Source organism: Paracoccus aminovorans (genome assembly GCF_900005615.1).
Classification (GTDB): domain Bacteria; phylum Pseudomonadota; class Alphaproteobacteria; order Rhodobacterales; family Rhodobacteraceae; genus Paracoccus; species Paracoccus aminovorans.
In genome coordinates this window covers 1,132,995-1,149,310 of record NZ_LN832559.1, presented here as the reverse complement: position 1 = coordinate 1,149,310, position 16,316 = coordinate 1,132,995, and the positions used below count along the sequence as shown (strand labels likewise).

The 16,316-nt window shown below is 66.1% G+C and carries 14 protein-coding genes and 1 tRNA gene; 9 read left to right on the top strand and 6 right to left on the bottom strand.

Annotated elements, in window-relative coordinates:
* The 5 genes from JCM7685_RS05805 to JCM7685_RS05785 all read right to left on the bottom strand — a co-directional run bounded on the left by JCM7685_RS05805 (nt 1) and on the right by JCM7685_RS05785 (nt 7,112).
* Complete coding sequence (locus tag JCM7685_RS05805; protein WP_074965947.1) at nt 1–2,301, bottom strand: Tex family protein; 2,301 nt, start codon at nt 2,299–2,301, stop codon at nt 1–3.
* 214 nt (nt 2,302–2,515) lie between these two features.
* Nucleotides 2,516–2,959 carry a hypothetical protein gene (locus JCM7685_RS05800; RefSeq protein WP_231964690.1) on the bottom strand — a complete coding sequence of 148 codons (444 nt, stop codon included), beginning with the start codon at nt 2,957–2,959 and terminating at the stop codon, nt 2,516–2,518.
* A 325-nt stretch (nt 2,960–3,284) separates the two neighbouring features.
* Nucleotides 3,285–4,466, bottom strand: a complete 1,182-nt coding sequence (locus tag JCM7685_RS05795; RefSeq protein WP_074965945.1) for a calcium-binding protein — start codon at nt 4,464–4,466, stop codon at nt 3,285–3,287.
* Nucleotides 4,467–5,251: 785 nt separating this feature from the next.
* Nucleotides 5,252–5,336 (bottom strand) — tRNA-Leu (locus JCM7685_RS05790).
* Nucleotides 5,337–5,384: 48 nt separating this feature from the next.
* Nucleotides 5,385–7,112, bottom strand: a complete 1,728-nt coding sequence (locus tag JCM7685_RS05785) for an NAD(P)H-hydrate epimerase (RefSeq protein WP_074965944.1) — start codon at nt 7,110–7,112, stop codon at nt 5,385–5,387.
* A 156-nt stretch (nt 7,113–7,268) separates the two neighbouring features.
* Here JCM7685_RS05785 and JCM7685_RS05780 point away from each other — a divergent pair, with 156 nt between their 5' ends.
* From JCM7685_RS05780 to gap, 7 genes are all read left to right on the top strand, one after another.
* Nucleotides 7,269–7,607 (top strand): P-II family nitrogen regulator, encoded by a 339-nt coding sequence (locus JCM7685_RS05780; protein ID WP_074965943.1) that lies wholly within the window; start codon nt 7,269–7,271, stop codon nt 7,605–7,607.
* A gap of 72 nt (nt 7,608–7,679) precedes the next feature.
* Nucleotides 7,680–9,086, top strand: coding sequence for a type I glutamate--ammonia ligase (glnA, locus tag JCM7685_RS05775; protein WP_074965942.1), 1,407 nt, complete (start codon nt 7,680–7,682; stop codon nt 9,084–9,086).
* A 263-nt stretch (nt 9,087–9,349) separates the two neighbouring features.
* The gene (locus JCM7685_RS05770; RefSeq protein ID WP_074965941.1) at nt 9,350–9,880 is read left to right on the top strand and encodes a hypothetical protein; all 531 of its coding nucleotides are present in this window, start codon (nt 9,350–9,352) and stop codon (nt 9,878–9,880) included.
* A gap of 149 nt (nt 9,881–10,029) precedes the next feature.
* Nucleotides 10,030–11,346, top strand: coding sequence for an adenylosuccinate lyase (gene purB / locus JCM7685_RS05765; RefSeq protein WP_074965940.1), 1,317 nt, complete (start codon nt 10,030–10,032; stop codon nt 11,344–11,346).
* A 60-nt stretch (nt 11,347–11,406) separates the two neighbouring features.
* The gene (locus JCM7685_RS05760; protein WP_074965939.1) at nt 11,407–12,450 is read left to right on the top strand and encodes a flagellar motor switch protein FliG; all 1,044 of its coding nucleotides are present in this window, start codon (nt 11,407–11,409) and stop codon (nt 12,448–12,450) included.
* Between the two features lie 154 nt (nt 12,451–12,604).
* Entirely contained in the window at nt 12,605–12,748 is a 144-nt protein-coding gene (locus JCM7685_RS19825; RefSeq protein ID WP_170848878.1) for a hypothetical protein, read from the top strand.
* Nucleotides 12,749–12,997: 249 nt separating this feature from the next.
* A complete protein-coding gene (gene gap / locus JCM7685_RS05755) occupies nt 12,998–13,999 on the top strand; it encodes a type I glyceraldehyde-3-phosphate dehydrogenase (protein WP_074965938.1) in 1,002 nt (333 codons plus the stop codon).
* Between the two features lie 69 nt (nt 14,000–14,068).
* On the opposite strand, the gene JCM7685_RS05750 is transcribed toward gap, so the two are convergent.
* Nucleotides 14,069–14,383, bottom strand: coding sequence for an antibiotic ABC transporter (locus tag JCM7685_RS05750; protein WP_074965937.1), 315 nt, complete (start codon nt 14,381–14,383; stop codon nt 14,069–14,071).
* A 125-nt stretch (nt 14,384–14,508) separates the two neighbouring features.
* Here JCM7685_RS05750 and pyrC point away from each other — a divergent pair, with 125 nt between their 5' ends.
* Together pyrC and JCM7685_RS05740 are read left to right on the top strand one after the other, a co-directional pair.
* Nucleotides 14,509–15,552: a dihydroorotase gene (gene pyrC, locus JCM7685_RS05745; protein ID WP_074965936.1), complete on the top strand. Its 1,044-nt coding sequence runs from the start codon at nt 14,509–14,511 to the stop codon at nt 15,550–15,552.
* On the top strand, nt 15,549–16,220 hold the full coding sequence (locus JCM7685_RS05740; RefSeq protein ID WP_074965935.1) for an orotate phosphoribosyltransferase: 672 nt from the start codon (nt 15,549–15,551) through the stop codon (nt 16,218–16,220). Before pyrC ends, JCM7685_RS05740 begins: the two co-directional genes overlap by 4 nt.
* Nucleotides 16,221–16,316 lie beyond the last annotated feature (96 nt).

Below are 16,316 nucleotides of genomic sequence, written 5' to 3'. Positions count from 1 at the left end.
CTACCCCTTGCGCAAGGCATCGAGCAGGGCCGCGCCCAGGGCGCCCGGCCCGCCCTGCCCCGGCGCCGCCGGTTTCGGCCCGCGGCCCGGCGGCGGCTTCGGCCCGCGCGCTTGCTGGGCCTCGCGCGCGCTGGCGCCGCCGTCCTTGCGCATGGTCAAGCCGATGCGCTTGCGGGCCTGATCGACCTCGGTCACCCGCACCCGCACCACGTCCCCGACCTTTACCACCTCGTTCGGGTCCTTCACGAACCGGTCGGCCAGCTGGCTGACATGCACCAGCCCGTCCTGATGCACGCCGATGTCGACGAAGGCGCCGAAGGCCGCGACATTGGTGACCGTCCCCTCCAGCACCATGCCTGGGCGCAGGTCGCCGATCGTCTCGACCCCCTCGGCGAAGCTCGCGGTGACGAAGCTGGGACGCGGATCGCGGCCCGGCTTTTCCAGCTCGGCCAGGATGTCGCGCACCGTGGGCAGGCCGAAGCTGCCGTCCACGAAGGCCTCGGCCCGGATGCCGGCCAGCGCCTGCGGCTGGCCCATGATCTGGCGGATGTCGCGCCCGCAGGCGGCGACGATGCGGCGCGCCAGGCCATAGGCCTCGGGGTGGACGGCCGAGGCATCCAGCGGCTCCTTGCCGTCCCGGACGCGCAGGAAGCCCGCGCATTGCTCGAAGGCGCGCGGGCCGAGGCCGCCGACCTTCTTCAGCGCGGCGCGCGAGGGAAAGGCGCCGTTCTCGTCCCGCCAGGCGACGATGTTCTGCGCCAGCGACGGACCCAGGCCGGCGACATGCGCAAGCAGCGGCGCCGAGGCGGTGTTCAGGTCCACTCCCACCGCGTTCACCGCGTCCTCGACCACCGCCTCCAGCGTCTTCGCCAGCTGGCGCTGGTCCACGTCGTGCTGATACTGGCCGACACCGATCGATTCGGGCGGCACCTTCACCAGTTCGGCCAAGGGGTCCTGCAGACGCCGGGCGATGGAGACCGCGCCGCGCAGCGACACGTCCAGTCCCGGAAATTCGCGCGCGGCCAGTTCCGAGGCCGAATAGACCGAGGCCCCGGCCTCGCTGACGATGACCTTGACCGGCGGCTTCACACCGGCGGGCAGGCGCTTCAGGACATCGGCCACCATGCGCTCGGTCTCGCGGCTGGCGGTGCCGTTGCCGATGGCGATCAGCTCGATACCGTGTCGGGCGATCACCGCGGCCAGCATGGCCTCGGCGCCATGCAGGTCGGATTTCGGCGGGAACGGGTAAAGCGTCGCGGTTTCGAGCAGCTTGCCGGTTGCGTCCACCGCCGCCAGCTTGACCCCGGTGCGGATGCCCGGGTCCAGCCCGATGGTCGGGCGCGGACCGGCCGGCGCGGCCAGCAGCAGGTCGCGCAGGTTGCGGCCGAAGACCCGGATCGCCTCGGCATGGGCACGGGCGCGCAGCTCGGCCATCAGCTCGATATACATGGTGTTCGACAGCCGCACCCGCCAACACCAGCCGGCCGTCTTGCGCAGCCAGGCGTCGCCCGGCCCCTCGCCCAGGCGGCCCAGGGCCGCGCAGACGATGCCTTCGGCGCGGGCGGCACCGGTCTCGGGCTCGGGGGCGATCTCGACAGTCAGCACCTCTTCCTTGGCGCCGCGCAGGATCGCCAGCGCCCGATGCGCGGGGATGCTCGCCCATTTCTCGGACTGGTCGAAATAATCGCTGAACTTGGCGCCGACCTGTTCCTTGCCCGCCACCACCTTTGCGGAAATCACCGCCTCGGCCTGCATGAACCGGCGCAGCAGGCCCAGCAGATCGGCGTTTTCCGACAGTTCCTCGACCAGGATGTCGCGGGCACCGTCCAGCGCGGCCTTCGCATCGGCGACCGATTCCGAGAGATAGGTCTGGGCCAGGTCCTCGGGCCGGGCCGAGCGATCCGCCTGTATGGCACGCAGCAGCGGTTCCAGCCCGTTTTCCCGCGCGACCGTCGCCTTGCTGCGGCGCTTGGGCTTGAAGGGCAGATAGATGTCCTCGAGCGCCGCCTTGGTCTCGGCGCCGGCAATGGCGCGGGCGAGATCGGCGGTCAGCTTGCCCTGGGCCTTGACCTGGTCCAGGATCGCCGCCCGCCGCGCCTCGAGCTCGCGCAGATAGGCCAGCCGTTCCGCGAGATTGCGCAGCTGGGTGTCGTCCAACCCGCCGGTCGCCTCCTTGCGATAGCGGGCGACGAAGGGCACGGTCGCGCCCCCGTCCAGCAAGCCCGCCGCCGCCGCGACCTGGGCGGGGCTGGCGTCGATTTCCTGGGCGATGATGCGGGCAATGCGGTCGGCTGCGTCCAATTCCGGCGTCCTCTGTTTCCTGGACTGCCAGTCATAGCGAAGCCCGGCCGGCACGCCAAGCGCCTCGGGCAGCGCCGGTTCGTGCAAGAGGCGCGAGCCGAAGTCGCCATGCGGACCGACCCGCCGCCGGCAATTGCTCCCGCGCCGGATCACGGACAAGGCGACGCATCAACGCAAGGCCGCCCGATCCCGCACCGGCGGGCGGGTCCGCGGCTCAGCTGAGCCGCATCGCGGCGCGCAACGCCTTTTCGAAGCCCGCGTCGAGCCGCGGCAGGCGCATGTCGCCCTGCGTGGTCTTCATCGCGCGCCACAGGTTCGCCACGGTCGACCAGTTCAGGTCGGCCTCCTCGGCCGTCTCGACCAGATGCAGTTGCCCCGCCAGGTGCCGGAAGGCCACGCCCGCCATCAGCGCATTGGCATGGGTCAGCACCTCGCCGGCCAGTTCGGGGTCGAATTGCGCTTCGGCCATCGAGAGGAAACCGCCGAGGTCCCGTTCGAGGAACAGGTTCTGCGCCTCGATCAGGTAGCTTTCGCAGATCGAGAAGCCCAGTTCGCACCAATCCGCGACCGAGCCAGAAAAGCCCAATCCGTCAATTCCAATGCCCGAGCTTTGCAGATGGCCGAAGGCCAGATCGCCGGCCGCTTGCGCGGCACCCATCACGGAAACATGCAGGGTCTTACCATTCATCAACATCGCACCACCAACCGAAAATTGAGACCGTTCAATGGAATACAATTAAAACGATCAGCAGTGCCGAGACCAGTTAACCTTTGGGACAGGTCCCATCGCCGCCCGATTTCTGCGGCAGGCGGTTGATATGTCTGGATTTAGCCGCGATGCAGCCCCATAGGTACCGATTCTTTCCGGTTGCATGAGGGTGGCCGCGACCTGGCGGCCGCAGTCGCGAATCCGGTCAGAAGCGCGGCGCAGCATAGCGCCGCCCTTCCGCAGCGAAGCCGCCGGGGGCATGCCCCCGGACGGATCAGAAGTCGAAAACGTTCGACAGCAGGATGGTGTCGCCGGTGTTGAAGGTCAGCAGCGTGCCGCGCGCAACCTCCGAGACGCTGTAGCTCATGCCGCGGTCGAACTGCAGGATGTCCAGCCCGACGTCGAAGGCGAGCACCGTGTCGTGGCCGAAACCGCCATGAAAAATCAACGTGTCGACATCGCCGTCGCCCGCCGTGTTCCAGTTGTAGAATTCGCCGTTGGCCGAGATCAGGTCGTTGCCGCGCCCGCCCTCGATGGTATCGCGTCCCTCTCCGCCTTCCAGCGTGTCGTTGCCGGCGCTGCCGGTCAGCCGGTCGTCGCCCCAGCGGGTGTTCCATTGGAACCCGATATTGCCGGTGACCTTGGCATTCGCGCCCGTCACCGTATCGTTGCCGTTATGCGTCCAACCTTGTTCTATTCCCTGGAAGCGCAGGGTCGAGACCCCGGAACTGGATCCGACGGTGGCGGTGCCGGCGAATGCGCCGTCGGCGCGGGTCGAAGCGATGTTGACCGAGCCGCCGCGCGCGCCGTCGCCATCGCCGTGTTCCCAGACCCAGACGTTGATCAGGTCGTGCCCGGGACCGCCATAGATCGTGTCATTGCCCGGATTGTGCCAATAGGCGTCGCCAAGGCCCCAGCGGATGTTCTCGTCCCCGGCACCGCCGTAGATCAGATCGTTGCCGGTCGAGGACTGGATGAAATCGTTGCCCGCGCCGCCCCAGATGGAATCGTTGCCGGGGCCGCCGTCCAGGATGTCGTCCATCGAGGTGCCGGTGATGATGTCGTGCCCGGCGCCGGCATAGATGGTCAGCCCGTGGGTGGGCGTGCCGAAATGCTCTGCCGTGACCATGGCGCCGGCCCCGCGGATGGTGTCGTTGCCGCTGGTGCCGTAGAACCGCTCGATCCCCTCGAATTTCAGGGTATGGGCGCCGACGCTGACCAGCCCGTCTTCGGTGGTGACGAAGCGGACCTGGGCACCGACGTTGCCCTGGATGTGCAACTGGTCGCCGCCGGTGCGGTCCAGATAGGGATTGGCGTCGTATCGCTCGCCCTGGTCGCCGCCGATGAAGGTGTCCCGGCCGCTGGGCGTCCAATAGAAGGTATCCGCGCCGACCAGACCCAGGATGCGATCATTCAGGGACGTGCTGTAGATGATGTCGTCGTTGTTTGTGGGCATGTGGTTTCCTTTCGGGGGCAGGGCTAAGCACGAGCGGGTTCCACCGGTAAAGTTCGCGCGCACCCCCTAGGCGCCATGGCGCCGAGGCCCGAACCACGATCCGGCAAGAAACTGCTGGCCCATCCATCTGCAGTGCCGCAGAGGCTAAATTGGACATATTAAGACCTGGTGAATCGGATTGAATTTCATCCTGGACGTGCGAAATCGCGTGTTTCCTGGCGGATTCGTGTGGTTTCGGTCGCAAAGCCGCCCGCGACAGGCAGGCTGGACGCGAATCACCCAGACAAAACATGTCAGTTCGGATGCGATGGGACGCAGGCAAGCAAATCGACCAGGATCGGCACCTCTTAGCGAGCGATACGAACGCTCTTCCCCCTCGCAGGTGCAAACGCAGCAGACTGTTGTAGCGATCGGTTGGATCCACCACCCATGAATGAGAAGCGGCAGACCCTCCGGTCCGCAGACCCGATTCATCTTCTTCGAGCAGGGATCTGTCCGCGGCTGATGGATAGGCTGATGCTCCATGGATGGCGATACACCACCGCCAAGCGGCCAGCCGAGGCGGCTCCGATACGGAAATCCAGTCCCTCACCGGACACAAGACGCTGACGATGGTCCAGGAATATCGGTCGCAAGCCAGCCGGAAGCGAGTCTCAAAGGCTGCGCAGACTCGTCGAGGACAGAACGGGGACGGAATGCGACAATGCTAAAATTCGTGTCCAAACCAAGCAACTCGCGCACCGAGATCATTGCGAGAGCCGTATAATTATCGTATGATTTCAAAATGGTGCGGGTGGAGGGACTTGAACCCCCACGCCTTGCGGCGCCAGAACCTAAATCTGGTGCGTCTGCCAATTTCGCCACACCCGCAACAGCGCGCTATCTAGCAAAGCCGCCGCCTGCATGCGAGGGGTAATTTCAAGCCTGCAACCCGCGCAGCACGGCCGGCAACGCCTCGGGCAGGTCGTCGGCGATCAGGCCGGGGCCGACTTGGCGCGCGGCCTGGGCGTGAAGCCAGGCGCCGGTCCCGGCCGCGTCCAGCGCCGGCAGGCCGCGAGCCAGCAGGCCGGCAATGATCCCGGCCAGCACGTCGCCCGCGCCCGCCGTGGCCAGCCAGGGAATGTCGAAGGCGGAATGGATCCGCGCTTGGCCGTTCGGGGCGGCGATCACCGTGTCGGGGCCTTTCAGCAGGACCAGGGCACCGCAGCGCTTTGCCGCATCGCGGGCGGCGTCCAGGCGCGAATAGAGCGGCCCGCGCATCTGGGCCAGTTCCTCGTGATAGGCTTCCGTCTCCATCAAATGCCGCCCCATCCGCGTCCAATCCGTCGCGGCGGCATCGCGGGTCAGTTCCGGCGGGCGCGGATGTTCGAGGCGGGCCGCGAGGTCGGGAAAGACGCGTGCGAACTCGCCCGCGTGGGGGGTCAGCACGCAATCCTCATGCAGCAGCGCCATCAGGTCGGGATCAGTGGACAGGGCGGTCAGGGCATCGGCGTCCAGCACCACCCCCCGTTTGGTCGCAAGGATAGCGGGCAGCAGCGCGGCGGCGCGCTCGATGCCGCAGCCGGGGCCGATGCAAAGCGCGTTGATCCGGCGGTCCTCCAGCATGTCGCGCAGTTCGGCCGGATCGTCTATGGCCCAGCGCATCAGCGCATCGGGCGGGCCGGCATGTTCCGGCAGCGCCTCGGCCGGCGGCGCCAGCGTCACCAGCCCGGCCCCGGCCCGCAGGGCGGCGCGGGCGGACAGGCGCGCGGCCCCGCCACGCGCCACGCCGCCGGCAAGGATCAGCGCGTGACCATGGCTGAACTTATGGTCGCCGCCGTCTTGCTTGCGCAGCCACCGCGCCCGCTTCCCATCCATGATCGGATCGCGGCGAGAATCGGCAATGGCGAAATCGGGCCAGATGGCTTGGATGGTGGCATAGCGGATGCCCCTCGACGGAGTTCCGTCCTCGTTCAGATTGCGGACCCGCCATGGACCCAGCCCGATATCGGCGATGACCAGCTCGCCGCAGCATTCCGGCCCGCGCTCCAACAGATGCCCCGGCTTGGGGCTTTCGAAGGCGACGGTCAGGCGGGCGCGCAAGTCGTGGTCGCCAGACCGGCGCGGCCGACCCGGAAAGGCGCCGCTGTCGAGACACAAGCCGCTGGGGCAATCCACCGCCACCAGCCTTTCGCGAAAGAACGCCCAATCGCCGCCCGAGCCGCCGAGATGGGCCAGGATCGCGGCGATCTCGCCCTCGGGCGCGCGGGTCAGGCCGGTGCCGAAGATCGCATCCACATAGACATCCGCACCGGGACCGGCACGCAGGTTATCCTCGGTCAGGGGCAGAATCGAGCCAAGCGCCAGCCATTCGGCCTTCATCCGCGCCGCGTCCGGGCCGGGAGCGTTGTCCATACCCAGCACGCGCAACTGCCAGCCCGCCCGCTGCAGGTGCCGCGCGATCACATAGCCGTCGCCGCCGTTGTTGCCCGGCCCGCACAGCACCACCGCCCGCCCCAGTTTGGGCCAGCGCAGCCGGATCTGCCCGGCCACGGCAGCGCCCGCCCGCTCCATCAGCGCGGCGCCGGTGACACGGCCGCTGGCCATGGCGGCGGATTCGATGGCGCGCATTTGAGCGGTGGTCAGGATTTCGCTGCCTTGAAGCATGGTGACTGCCTAAATTATCATCTCTCTGCACCGAATATGGGCATATCGGCCCCGCAAACGGGATCGGCCGCGCGATCCTGACCCTGCCCCATTTACCCGCATCATCAAACCCGCCAATCAGGGCGCAGACAAGTCGCGAGAGAGAAGGATCAGGCGATGAAGAAAGTCGAAGCCATCATCAAGCCCTTCAAGCTGGACGATGTGAAAGAGGCGCTTCAGGAAGTCGGCGTCCAAGGCCTTTCGGTCACCGAGGTCAAGGGCTTCGGCCGGCAAAAGGGCCATACCGAGCTTTATCGCGGCGCGGAATACGTGGTGGATTTCCTGCCCAAGGTGAAGATCGAGATGGTGCTGCCCGACGACCTGGTCGAGGCCGCCGTGGACGCCATCATCTCGGCCGCGCGGACCGAGAAGATCGGCGACGGCAAGATCTTCGTCCTGCCGGTCGAGCAGGCGATCCGCATCCGCACCGGCGAGACCGGCGACGACGCGCTCTGATCCCCGCATCGCATTCACCGATACCCTTCGCCCGGCGGCGGCGCCGGGCCGACTGATGGAGGAAGGACCCCTATGAAAGTCAACGACGTTCTGGATCTGATGAAGACGGAAGAGGTCGAATATGTCGACATCCGCTTCACCGATCCCAAGGGCAAGCTGCAGCACGTCACCCTGGTCGCCGACCTGGTGGACGAGGATTTCTTCGAGGAAGGCTTCATGTTCGACGGCTCGTCGATCGCCGGCTGGAAGTCGATCGACCAGTCCGACATGAAGCTGATGCCCGATGCCTCGACCGCCTATATCGACCCGTTCTATGCAGAGAAGACGCTTTGCGTGCATTGCAACGTGGTCGAGCCCGACACCGGCGAACCCTATGCCCGCGACCCGCGCGGCACCGCCGTCAAGGCCGAGGCCTATCTGAAATCCTCGGGCATCGGCGACGCGGCCTATTTCGGCCCGGAAGCCGAGTTCTTCCTGTTCGACGACGTGAAATACCAGATCTCGCCGCAGAAGGTCTCGTTCGAGATCGACGGCGCCGACGCCGCCTGGAACACCGACACCGCCTATGAGGACGGCAACCTCGGCCACCGCGCGGCCCACAAGGGCGGCTATTTCCCGGTCAACCCCATCGACGCCGGCCAGGACATCCGCGGCGAGATGCTGTCGACCATGAAGCGCATGGGCATCAAGGTGGACAAGCACCACCACGAGGTCGCCTCGGGCCAGCACGAGCTGGGCATGATCTTCGGCAGCCTGGTCGAGCAGGCCGACAACATGCAGAAGCACAAATACGTCATCCACAACGTCGCCGCCGCCTATGGCAAGTCGGCGACCTTCATGCCGAAGCCGATGAAAGGCGACAACGGCAGCGGCATGCATGTCAACATGTCGATCTGGAAGGACGGCAAGCCGCTGTTCGCAGGCGACAAATACGCCGACCTGTCGCAAGAGGCGCTGTATTTCATCGGCGGCATCCTCAAGCACGCCAAGGCGCTGAACGCGCTCACGAACCCCTCGACCAACAGCTACAAGCGGCTGATCCCGGGCTTCGAGGCCCCCGTGCTGCGCGCCTATTCGGCCCGCAACCGCTCGGGCTGCGTGCGGATTCCGTGGACGGAATCGCCGAAGGCCAAGCGTGTCGAGGCCCGCTTCCCCGATCCGTCGGCGAACCCCTATCTCGCCTTCGCCGCGCTCTTGATGGCCGGCCTCGACGGGATCAAGAACCGGATCGACCCGGGCCCGGCCTCGGACAAGGACCTCTACGACCTGCCGCCCGAGGAGCTGGCCGAGATCCCGACCGTCTGTGGTTCGCTGCGCGAGGCGCTGGAAGAACTGGACAAGGACATGGACTTCCTGCTGGCGGGCGACGTCTTCACCCGCGACCAGATCGAGGCCTATATCAAGCTGAAATGGGAAGAGGTCTATGCCTACGAGCACACCCCGCATCCCATCGAATACGCGATGTATTACAGCTGCTGATCGGCGCTGAAACCTTGCAAGAGTGCCGTCCCGAGAGGGGCGGCTTTTCCCATTCCGCGCTTTCCCGGCTGGCGCGGCCTCCAGCGTGGCATCCTGACAATTTTGGCATATTGCGCGAACGAATGGCAGGGGATATCCGTTGGCTATCCCCTTGATACATCGTGCCTCGCATCGCCAGAAAGCCTCCGCTATGAAAGAAAAATTTCCTTCTTCGCCGACACAATAACAGCGAGACGGAATTTTCTCACCGCTCGACCAAGCTGTTGTCGATCATCTTCCTGATCGTCGCGGCATGCTTGTGTTACATTGAATACAAGGTGCAAGGATTCTTCCGCACCAAGACGATCTCGATCAAACCGGATTTCCTTTCAGGCACGGCCGCCATCGCGATGCTACTGCCACTTTATGCACGCGGCATCCTGAAATGGAGCAAGTCGATCTATGGCTTGATCATGCTGGTTCTGCTGTGGACGGTCTACAGCAGCATAATCCAGATGGCCCTCAACGGAAAATCGAACATTCCCGAATACATGATTGCTTCTGCCACCCTGCTCTCATGGCTTGGCATCCGCGGTGTGGCCGGGTTTGCATGGGTCATCGCATTTTCCGCCTGCATCCTGTCCCTGATCACATCCAATGCGGCCATGGGTGGCTTGGGCTTCCTCTTCTTGGTTACCGCTTCCTCGGCTATGTCCTGCACACCGGCCTTGGCCCGGCCCAGTTCATGCATGAGGTCCGACAAGAGTTTCACGGCTTTTCCCATGAGTCGGTGCAGCGAATCTCCGAGGACGTGAAGGCGGCAGGCGACCTGGCCGAGGGCCTGTAGACCAGCGCGACGGATCGACAACGGGCCTTTGCGCTTCCGCCTCTTTGCCTCGCCCCCCTGCGACCTTGCTGCCCGCACCGCATCGCGCTAAATCGCGGCCAACCCAAGGAGGCCACGATGATCCCGCGCTATTCCCGCCCCGAAATGACCGCCATCTGGTCGCCCGAGACCAGGTTCAAGATCTGGTACGAGATCGAGGCCCACGCCTGCGATGCCCAGGCCGATCTGGGCGTGATCCCGCGCGAGAATGCCGAAGCGGTCTGGAAGGCCAAAGACGTGGAGTTCGACGTCGCCCGCATCGACGAGATCGAGGCCGTGACCAAGCATGACGTCATCGCCTTCCTCACCCATCTGGCCGAGCATATCGGCAGCGACCAGGCGCGTTTCGTCCACCAGGGCATGACCAGCTCGGACGTGCTCGACACCACGCTGAACGTGCAGCTGGTGCGCGCCGCCGACATCCTGCTGGCCGACATGGACCGGCTGCTGGCCGCGCTCAAGAAGCGCGCCCACGAGCACAAGGACACCGTCCGCATCGGCCGCAGCCACGGCATCCACGCCGAGCCGACCACCATGGGCCTGACCTTCGCCCGCTTCTATGCCGAGATGGCCCGCAACCGGAACCGGCTCGAAAAAGCCCGCTGGGAAGTCGCGACCGGCGCCATTTCCGGCGCGGTCGGCACTTTCGCCAACATCGACCCGGCGGTCGAGGAGCACGTCTGCGCCCGCATGGGCCTGCGCCCCGAGCCGATCAGCACCCAGGTCATCCCCCGCGACCGTCACGCCATGTTCTTCGCCACGCTGGGCGTCGTCGCCAGCTCGATCGAGAACGTCGCCATCGAGATCCGGCACATGCAGCGCACCGAGGTGCTGGAGGCCGAGGAATTCTTCAGCCCCGGCCAGAAGGGCAGCTCGGCCATGCCGCACAAGCGCAACCCGGTGCTGACCGAGAACCTGACCGGTCTGGCCCGCCTTGTCCGCATGGCGGTGGTGCCGGCGATGGAGAACGTGGCGCTGTGGCACGAACGCGACATCAGCCATTCCTCGGTCGAGCGCGGCATCGGCCCCGACGCCACCATCACCCTGGATTTCGCCCTGAACCGGCTGGCCGGCGTGGTCGAAAACCTGGTGATCTATCCCGAGAACATGTTGAATAACATGAACAAATTCAAGGGTCTGGTGATGTCCCAGCGGGTTCTGCTGGCGCTGACCCAGGCCGGCGTGTCGCGCGAGGACGCCTATCGCCTGGTCCAGCGCAACGCCATGAAGGTTTGGGAGCAGGGCGCGGATTTCAAGACCGAGCTGCTCAATGACCCCGAGGTGACGGCGGCGCTGTCGCCGGCCGAGATCGAAGAGAAATTCGACCTCGGCTATCACACCAAGCATGTGGACACGATCTTCGCCCGGGTCTTCGACGAAAACCTCCAGCATTAACCGCGCGTTCGCATATCTGTGCCAGATTGCCCCCAAGGACTTGTGAATCGGGGGCAATCCATGGGCGTTCCGGCAATCGGGGGACTACAGCTGACCCCGCGGCAGAAGGCGGCGGTGATCGTGCGGCTGGTGTTGGCCGAGGGCGACGACATCGACCTGGCCCGGCTGCCGCCGGGCCTGCAGACCGATCTCGCCCAGGAAATGGCGCTGATGGGCGTCATCGACCGCGACACCCGCAACGCCATCGTGGCCGAATTCTGCGACCGGCTGGAATCGGTCGGCCTGTCCTTCCCCGGCGACATCGACGGCACGCTTGACCTGCTCGACGGCCATCTTTCGCCCGACACCAGCGACCGGCTGCGGCGCATGGCAGCGCTGAACGGCGCCGGCGATCCCTGGGACCGGATCGCGGCGATGACGCCGACGCTGCTGGCCGAACTGGCGCGGACCGAGGCGGTCGAGATCGCGGCGGTGATGTTTTCCAAACTGCCGGTGCCGCGCGCGGCCGAGGTCTTTGCCCTGCTGGACTCCGACCTGGCGCGGCAGATCGCCTATGCGATGTCGCTGACCGGCGGCATCGAGGCCGAGGCGCTGCAACGCATCGGCAAGGCGCTGATCCAGGCCGCGGATGCGGTGCCGCAGCCGCCGCTCCAGGGCAAGGCCGGCGAAAAGGTCGGGGCGATCCTGAATTTCTCGCCCTCCTCCATGCGCGACAGCGTGCTGGCCGGGCTCGAGGACGACGACGCCGGTTTCGCCGGCGAGGTGCGCAAGACCATCTTCACCTGGGCGCATATCCCCCACCGGGTCGATGCGCGCGACATCGCCCGCCTCACCCGCGAGGTGGACAATGCCGTGCTGCTCAAGGCGCTCGCCGGCGCCAAGGGCGACGCGCGCGAAACGGTCGAGTTCATCCTGGGCGGCATCTCCAGCCGCCTGGCCGAGTCGATGCGCGAAGAGATGGAGGCGCTGGGCAAGGTCTCGACCAAGGATGCCGAAGAGGCCATGGACGCCGTGGTCGCGGCCATCCGCAGGATGGAGGCGGCGGGCGATCTGTTCCTGATCGCCCCCGACGCCGAGGAGGAAGAGGAAGACCCCGCCCCCTGACCGCCGCCTCCGGGCAGGTCCGGCCAGCCGCGTGGCGTGGACCGCAGCGGGACGGCTTGCCTGATGCACGGCTCTCGCCTAGCACGGGTGCCGAGGGCCCTGGGCGGGCCATGATGCGTCGCGGACCAGGGGCCGGGCAGTCTTGGAGAACGGCATGACAAATCAGATCGCCATCGCGCTGGGGCTGCTGATCCTCGGGCTTTTCCTGGCCGATGCGCTGCTGCTGCACTGGAACCTGCCGCTGTTCCTGGGCAAGCAGTTCGCCAGCCTGATCGAATATCTCAGCTTCTGGCGCTAGCCTATGCCCGCTTCGCCGTCGGGCGGAGGCCGATCGGCACGATTCGCGTCGCCCCACCCCCGCCGCCTGCGGATCCCTGCGGACGCGCCGCTGCGGTCCACCCTGCCCGACGGCCCGGCCCCAAGGTTGCGTCGCTAACATCCGGTTTCGGACCGGGATCGGCGACAAACCGGTCCGGGGCCATTTGCATTCCCCCCGTGATACGGGCTATTTGCAGCGCGAAACTTCATCAGCGGCGGAGGAACCCCCATGGCTGTCAAGGTGGCGATCAACGGCTTTGGTCGTATCGGTCGGAACGTGCTGCGCGCGATCATCGAATCGGGGCGCAATGATATCGAGGTCGTGGCGATCAACGACCTGGGCCCGGTCGAGACCAACGCGCATCTGCTGCGCTACGACTCGGTCCATGGCCGTTTTCCCGCCAAGGTGACGGTCTCGGGCGACTCGATCGACGTCGGCCGCGGCCCGATCAAGGTTACCGCGATCCGCAACCCGGCCGAACTGCCCTGGGGCGACATCGACGTGATCATGGAATGCACCGGCATCTTCACCTCGAAAGAAAAGGTGCAGCCGCATCTGTCGACCGGCGCCAAGCGCGTGCTGATCTCGGCCCCGGGCGAGAATGCCGACAAGACCATCGTCTTCGGTGTCAACGGCGACACGCTGACCAAGGACGACCTGGTGGTCTCGAACGCCAGCTGCACCACCAACTGCCTGTCGCCGGTGGCCAAGGTGCTGAACGACAGCATCGGCATCGCCAAGGGCTTCATGACCACGATCCACAGCTATACCGGCGACCAGCCGACGCTGGACACCATGCACAAGGACCTGTATCGCGCCCGCGCCGCCGCGCTGTCGATGATCCCGACGTCGACCGGCGCCGCCAAGGCGGTGGGCCTGGTGCTGCCGGAACTCAAGGGCCGCCTGGACGGCGTCGCGATCCGCGTGCCGACCCCGAACGTCTCGGTTGTCGACCTGGTGTTCGAGGCCAAGCGCGACACCTCGGTGCAAGAAGTCAACGACGCCATCCGCGCCGCCGCCGACGGCCCGCTGAAGGGCATCCTGGGCTATACCGACGAACCGCTGGTGTCCTCGGACTTCAACCACGACAGCCACAGCTCGGTCTTCCACATGGACCAGACCAAGGTGATGGAGGGCAAGCTGGTCCGCATCCTCAGCTGGTACGACAACGAATGGGGTTTCTCGAACCGCATGTCGGATACCGCCGTCGCCATGGGCAAGCTGATCTGAGATCTGCGCCAGCGACATGCAGACGCGCCCCATTGGGGGCGCGTTTTGCATTCCAGGCCTCGGCGGCGATCAGTTCTTGCGCGACAGCCGCTTGACGTTGGCCTTGGTGCGGCGGCGATAGGGCCGCAGCGCCGCCGCCATGACCTTGTCGGCGCGGTCGCCGCGCCCGGCGGCGCGCAGCGCGGCATGCATGGCCTCGGTCGCGGCATTGGCCTTTTCGATGACCATGCGCTGCGGCTCCTCGGCATCCTGGCGCACAAGGCCCATCATCCCGGCGGTGCGCCACGCGATCACCATCTGCGATTCCCAAGCCATGCGCGCCATCTGCTGCCAAAGCAGAAGCGGCGCCTGCATGCTGGTCTGGTTCATCAATCCGAACACCATCCGAATCCCTTCGAAAGAGCGGTAGGTAATAAAATTGCGCCTTGGCTGGGCAATTGCCAAGTGCTTCTTTGGTCCTGCCCGATTGCCCTATGGCTTTGCAGCCACGCCCGGTATACAGCGACGACATGACCAAATCGCTTACGCTTCGACGCCCCGACGACTGGCACCTGCACCTGCGCGACGGTGACATGCTGCAGGCAGTGGCTTCATATTCCGGCCATTTCGGCCGGGCGATCATCATGCCGAACCTGGTGCCGCCGGTCGTGACCGGGGCGCAGGCCGCCGCCTATCGCGACCGGATCCGGGCCGCGCTGGGATCCAAGGTGACGTTGCGTCCGCTGATGACGCTCTACCTGACCGAGGCGACCGATCCTGCCGACGTGGTCGCCGCGCATCGCGACGGAATCATCTCGACGGTGAAACTCTATCCGGCCGGGGCGACGACCAATTCCGCCTCGGGCGTGCGCGACTTCGACAAGGTGCGCGGCGTGCTGGACGTCATGGCCGAGGCCGGCATCCCGCTGTGCTTCCATGGCGAGGTGACCGACCCCGCCGTCGATATCTTCGACCGCGAGGCGGTGTTCATCGACCGCGTGCTGGACCCGATCCGCCGCAAGACGCCCGGACTGCGGGTGGTGATGGAACATATCACCACCGCGGACGGCGTGGATTACGTCAGCGCGAACGAGGACATCGGCGCGACGATCACCACCCATCACCTGGTCATCAACCGCAACCACATCCTGGTCGGCGGCATCCGTCCGCATTACTACTGCCTGCCGGTCGCCAAGCGCGAGACGCATCGCTTGGCGCTGCGCAAGGCGGCGACCTCGGGCGATGCGCGCTTCTTCCTCGGCACCGATTCGGCGCCGCATCCGGACCGGGCCAAAGAATCGGCCTGCGGCTGCGCCGGCTGCTTCACCGCGCCGAACACCATCTCGATCCTGGCCCAGGTCTTCGAGGAAGACGGCGCGCTCGACCGGCTGGAGGGCTTCACCGCGCTCAACGGCGCCGGCTTCTACCGCCTGCCCGCGAACGAGGACCGCATCCGGCTGGTCCGGCGCGACACACCCGCGCCCTATCCGACCCACATCAACGCCGGCGACGAGACCGTCACCGTCTTCGACCCCGGCTTCCCGCTCTACTGGCACGTCGAGGATCCCGCATGACCCTGCCCTTCCCCCCGCGCGAGGAGATCGCCCGGCTGACCGCCCGCATGCTGCTGGAAATCAAGGCGGTGCATTTCAACGCGGCCGAGCCCTATACCTATGCCTCGGGGCTGAAGGGGCCGACCTATATCGACTGCCGCAAGCTGATCAGCTTCCCGCGCATCCGCTCGACGCTGATGGACTTCATGGCGGCGACCGTGCTGCGCGACGCGGGCTTCGACGCCTTCGACAATATCGCCGGCGGCGAGACGGCGGGCATCCCCTTCGCGGCACTGGTCGCGGAACGGCTGGAACTGCCGATGACCTATGTGCGCAAGAAGCCCAAGGGATACGGCCGCAATGCCCGCATCGAGGGGGCGATGACCGAGGGCCAGCGCGTGCTGCTGGTCGAGGACCTGACCACCGACGGCGGCAGCAAACTGAGTTTCGTCGACGCGATCCGCGAGACCGGCGCGACCTGCGGCCATACCGCGGTGATCTTCTATTACGACATTTTCCCCGAGACCACGCAGCGCCTGGCAGATCACGGCGTGCAACTGCACCATCTCTGCACCTGGTGGGACGTGCTGGCCGAGGCCAAGACCCAGGGCTTCTACGACAAGGCGACGCTGTCCGAGGTCGAGAGCTTCCTCACCGATCCCCGCGCCTGGCAGGCCGCGCATCCCTGATCCGGACCCGCCTTCGCGCGTATCTCCTGGCAGCACCGCAGCATGGGTATTTGAAAAACGGAAAGACGAGCCTCGGCGGTGGCTCCTTTCCGTTTT

Bases quoted from the DNA above. Each gene is read 5' to 3' on its own strand.
- JCM7685_RS05800 (WP_231964690.1), bottom strand. From the start codon at position 2,959: ATGGGTGCCGCGCAAGCGGCCGGCGATCTGGCCTTCGGCCATCTGCAA.
- JCM7685_RS05795 (WP_074965945.1), bottom strand. From the start codon at position 4,466: ATGCCCACAAACAACGACGACATCATCTACAGCACGTCCCTGAATGAT.
- JCM7685_RS05785 (WP_074965944.1), bottom strand. From the start codon at position 7,112: ATGCTTCAAGGCAGCGAAATCCTGACCACCGCTCAAATGCGCGCCATC.
- JCM7685_RS05780 (WP_074965943.1), top strand. From the start codon at position 7,269: ATGAAGAAAGTCGAAGCCATCATCAAGCCCTTCAAGCTGGACGATGTG.
- glnA (WP_074965942.1), top strand. From the start codon at position 7,680: ATGAAAGTCAACGACGTTCTGGATCTGATGAAGACGGAAGAGGTCGAA.
- purB (WP_074965940.1), top strand. From the start codon at position 10,030: ATGATCCCGCGCTATTCCCGCCCCGAAATGACCGCCATCTGGTCGCCC.
- JCM7685_RS05760 (WP_074965939.1), top strand. From the start codon at position 11,407: ATGGGCGTTCCGGCAATCGGGGGACTACAGCTGACCCCGCGGCAGAAG.
- JCM7685_RS19825 (WP_170848878.1), top strand. From the start codon at position 12,605: ATGACAAATCAGATCGCCATCGCGCTGGGGCTGCTGATCCTCGGGCTT.
- gap (WP_074965938.1), top strand. From the start codon at position 12,998: ATGGCTGTCAAGGTGGCGATCAACGGCTTTGGTCGTATCGGTCGGAAC.
- JCM7685_RS05750 (WP_074965937.1), bottom strand. From the start codon at position 14,383: ATGGTGTTCGGATTGATGAACCAGACCAGCATGCAGGCGCCGCTTCTG.
- pyrC (WP_074965936.1), top strand. From the start codon at position 14,509: ATGACCAAATCGCTTACGCTTCGACGCCCCGACGACTGGCACCTGCAC.
- JCM7685_RS05740 (WP_074965935.1), top strand. From the start codon at position 15,549: ATGACCCTGCCCTTCCCCCCGCGCGAGGAGATCGCCCGGCTGACCGCC.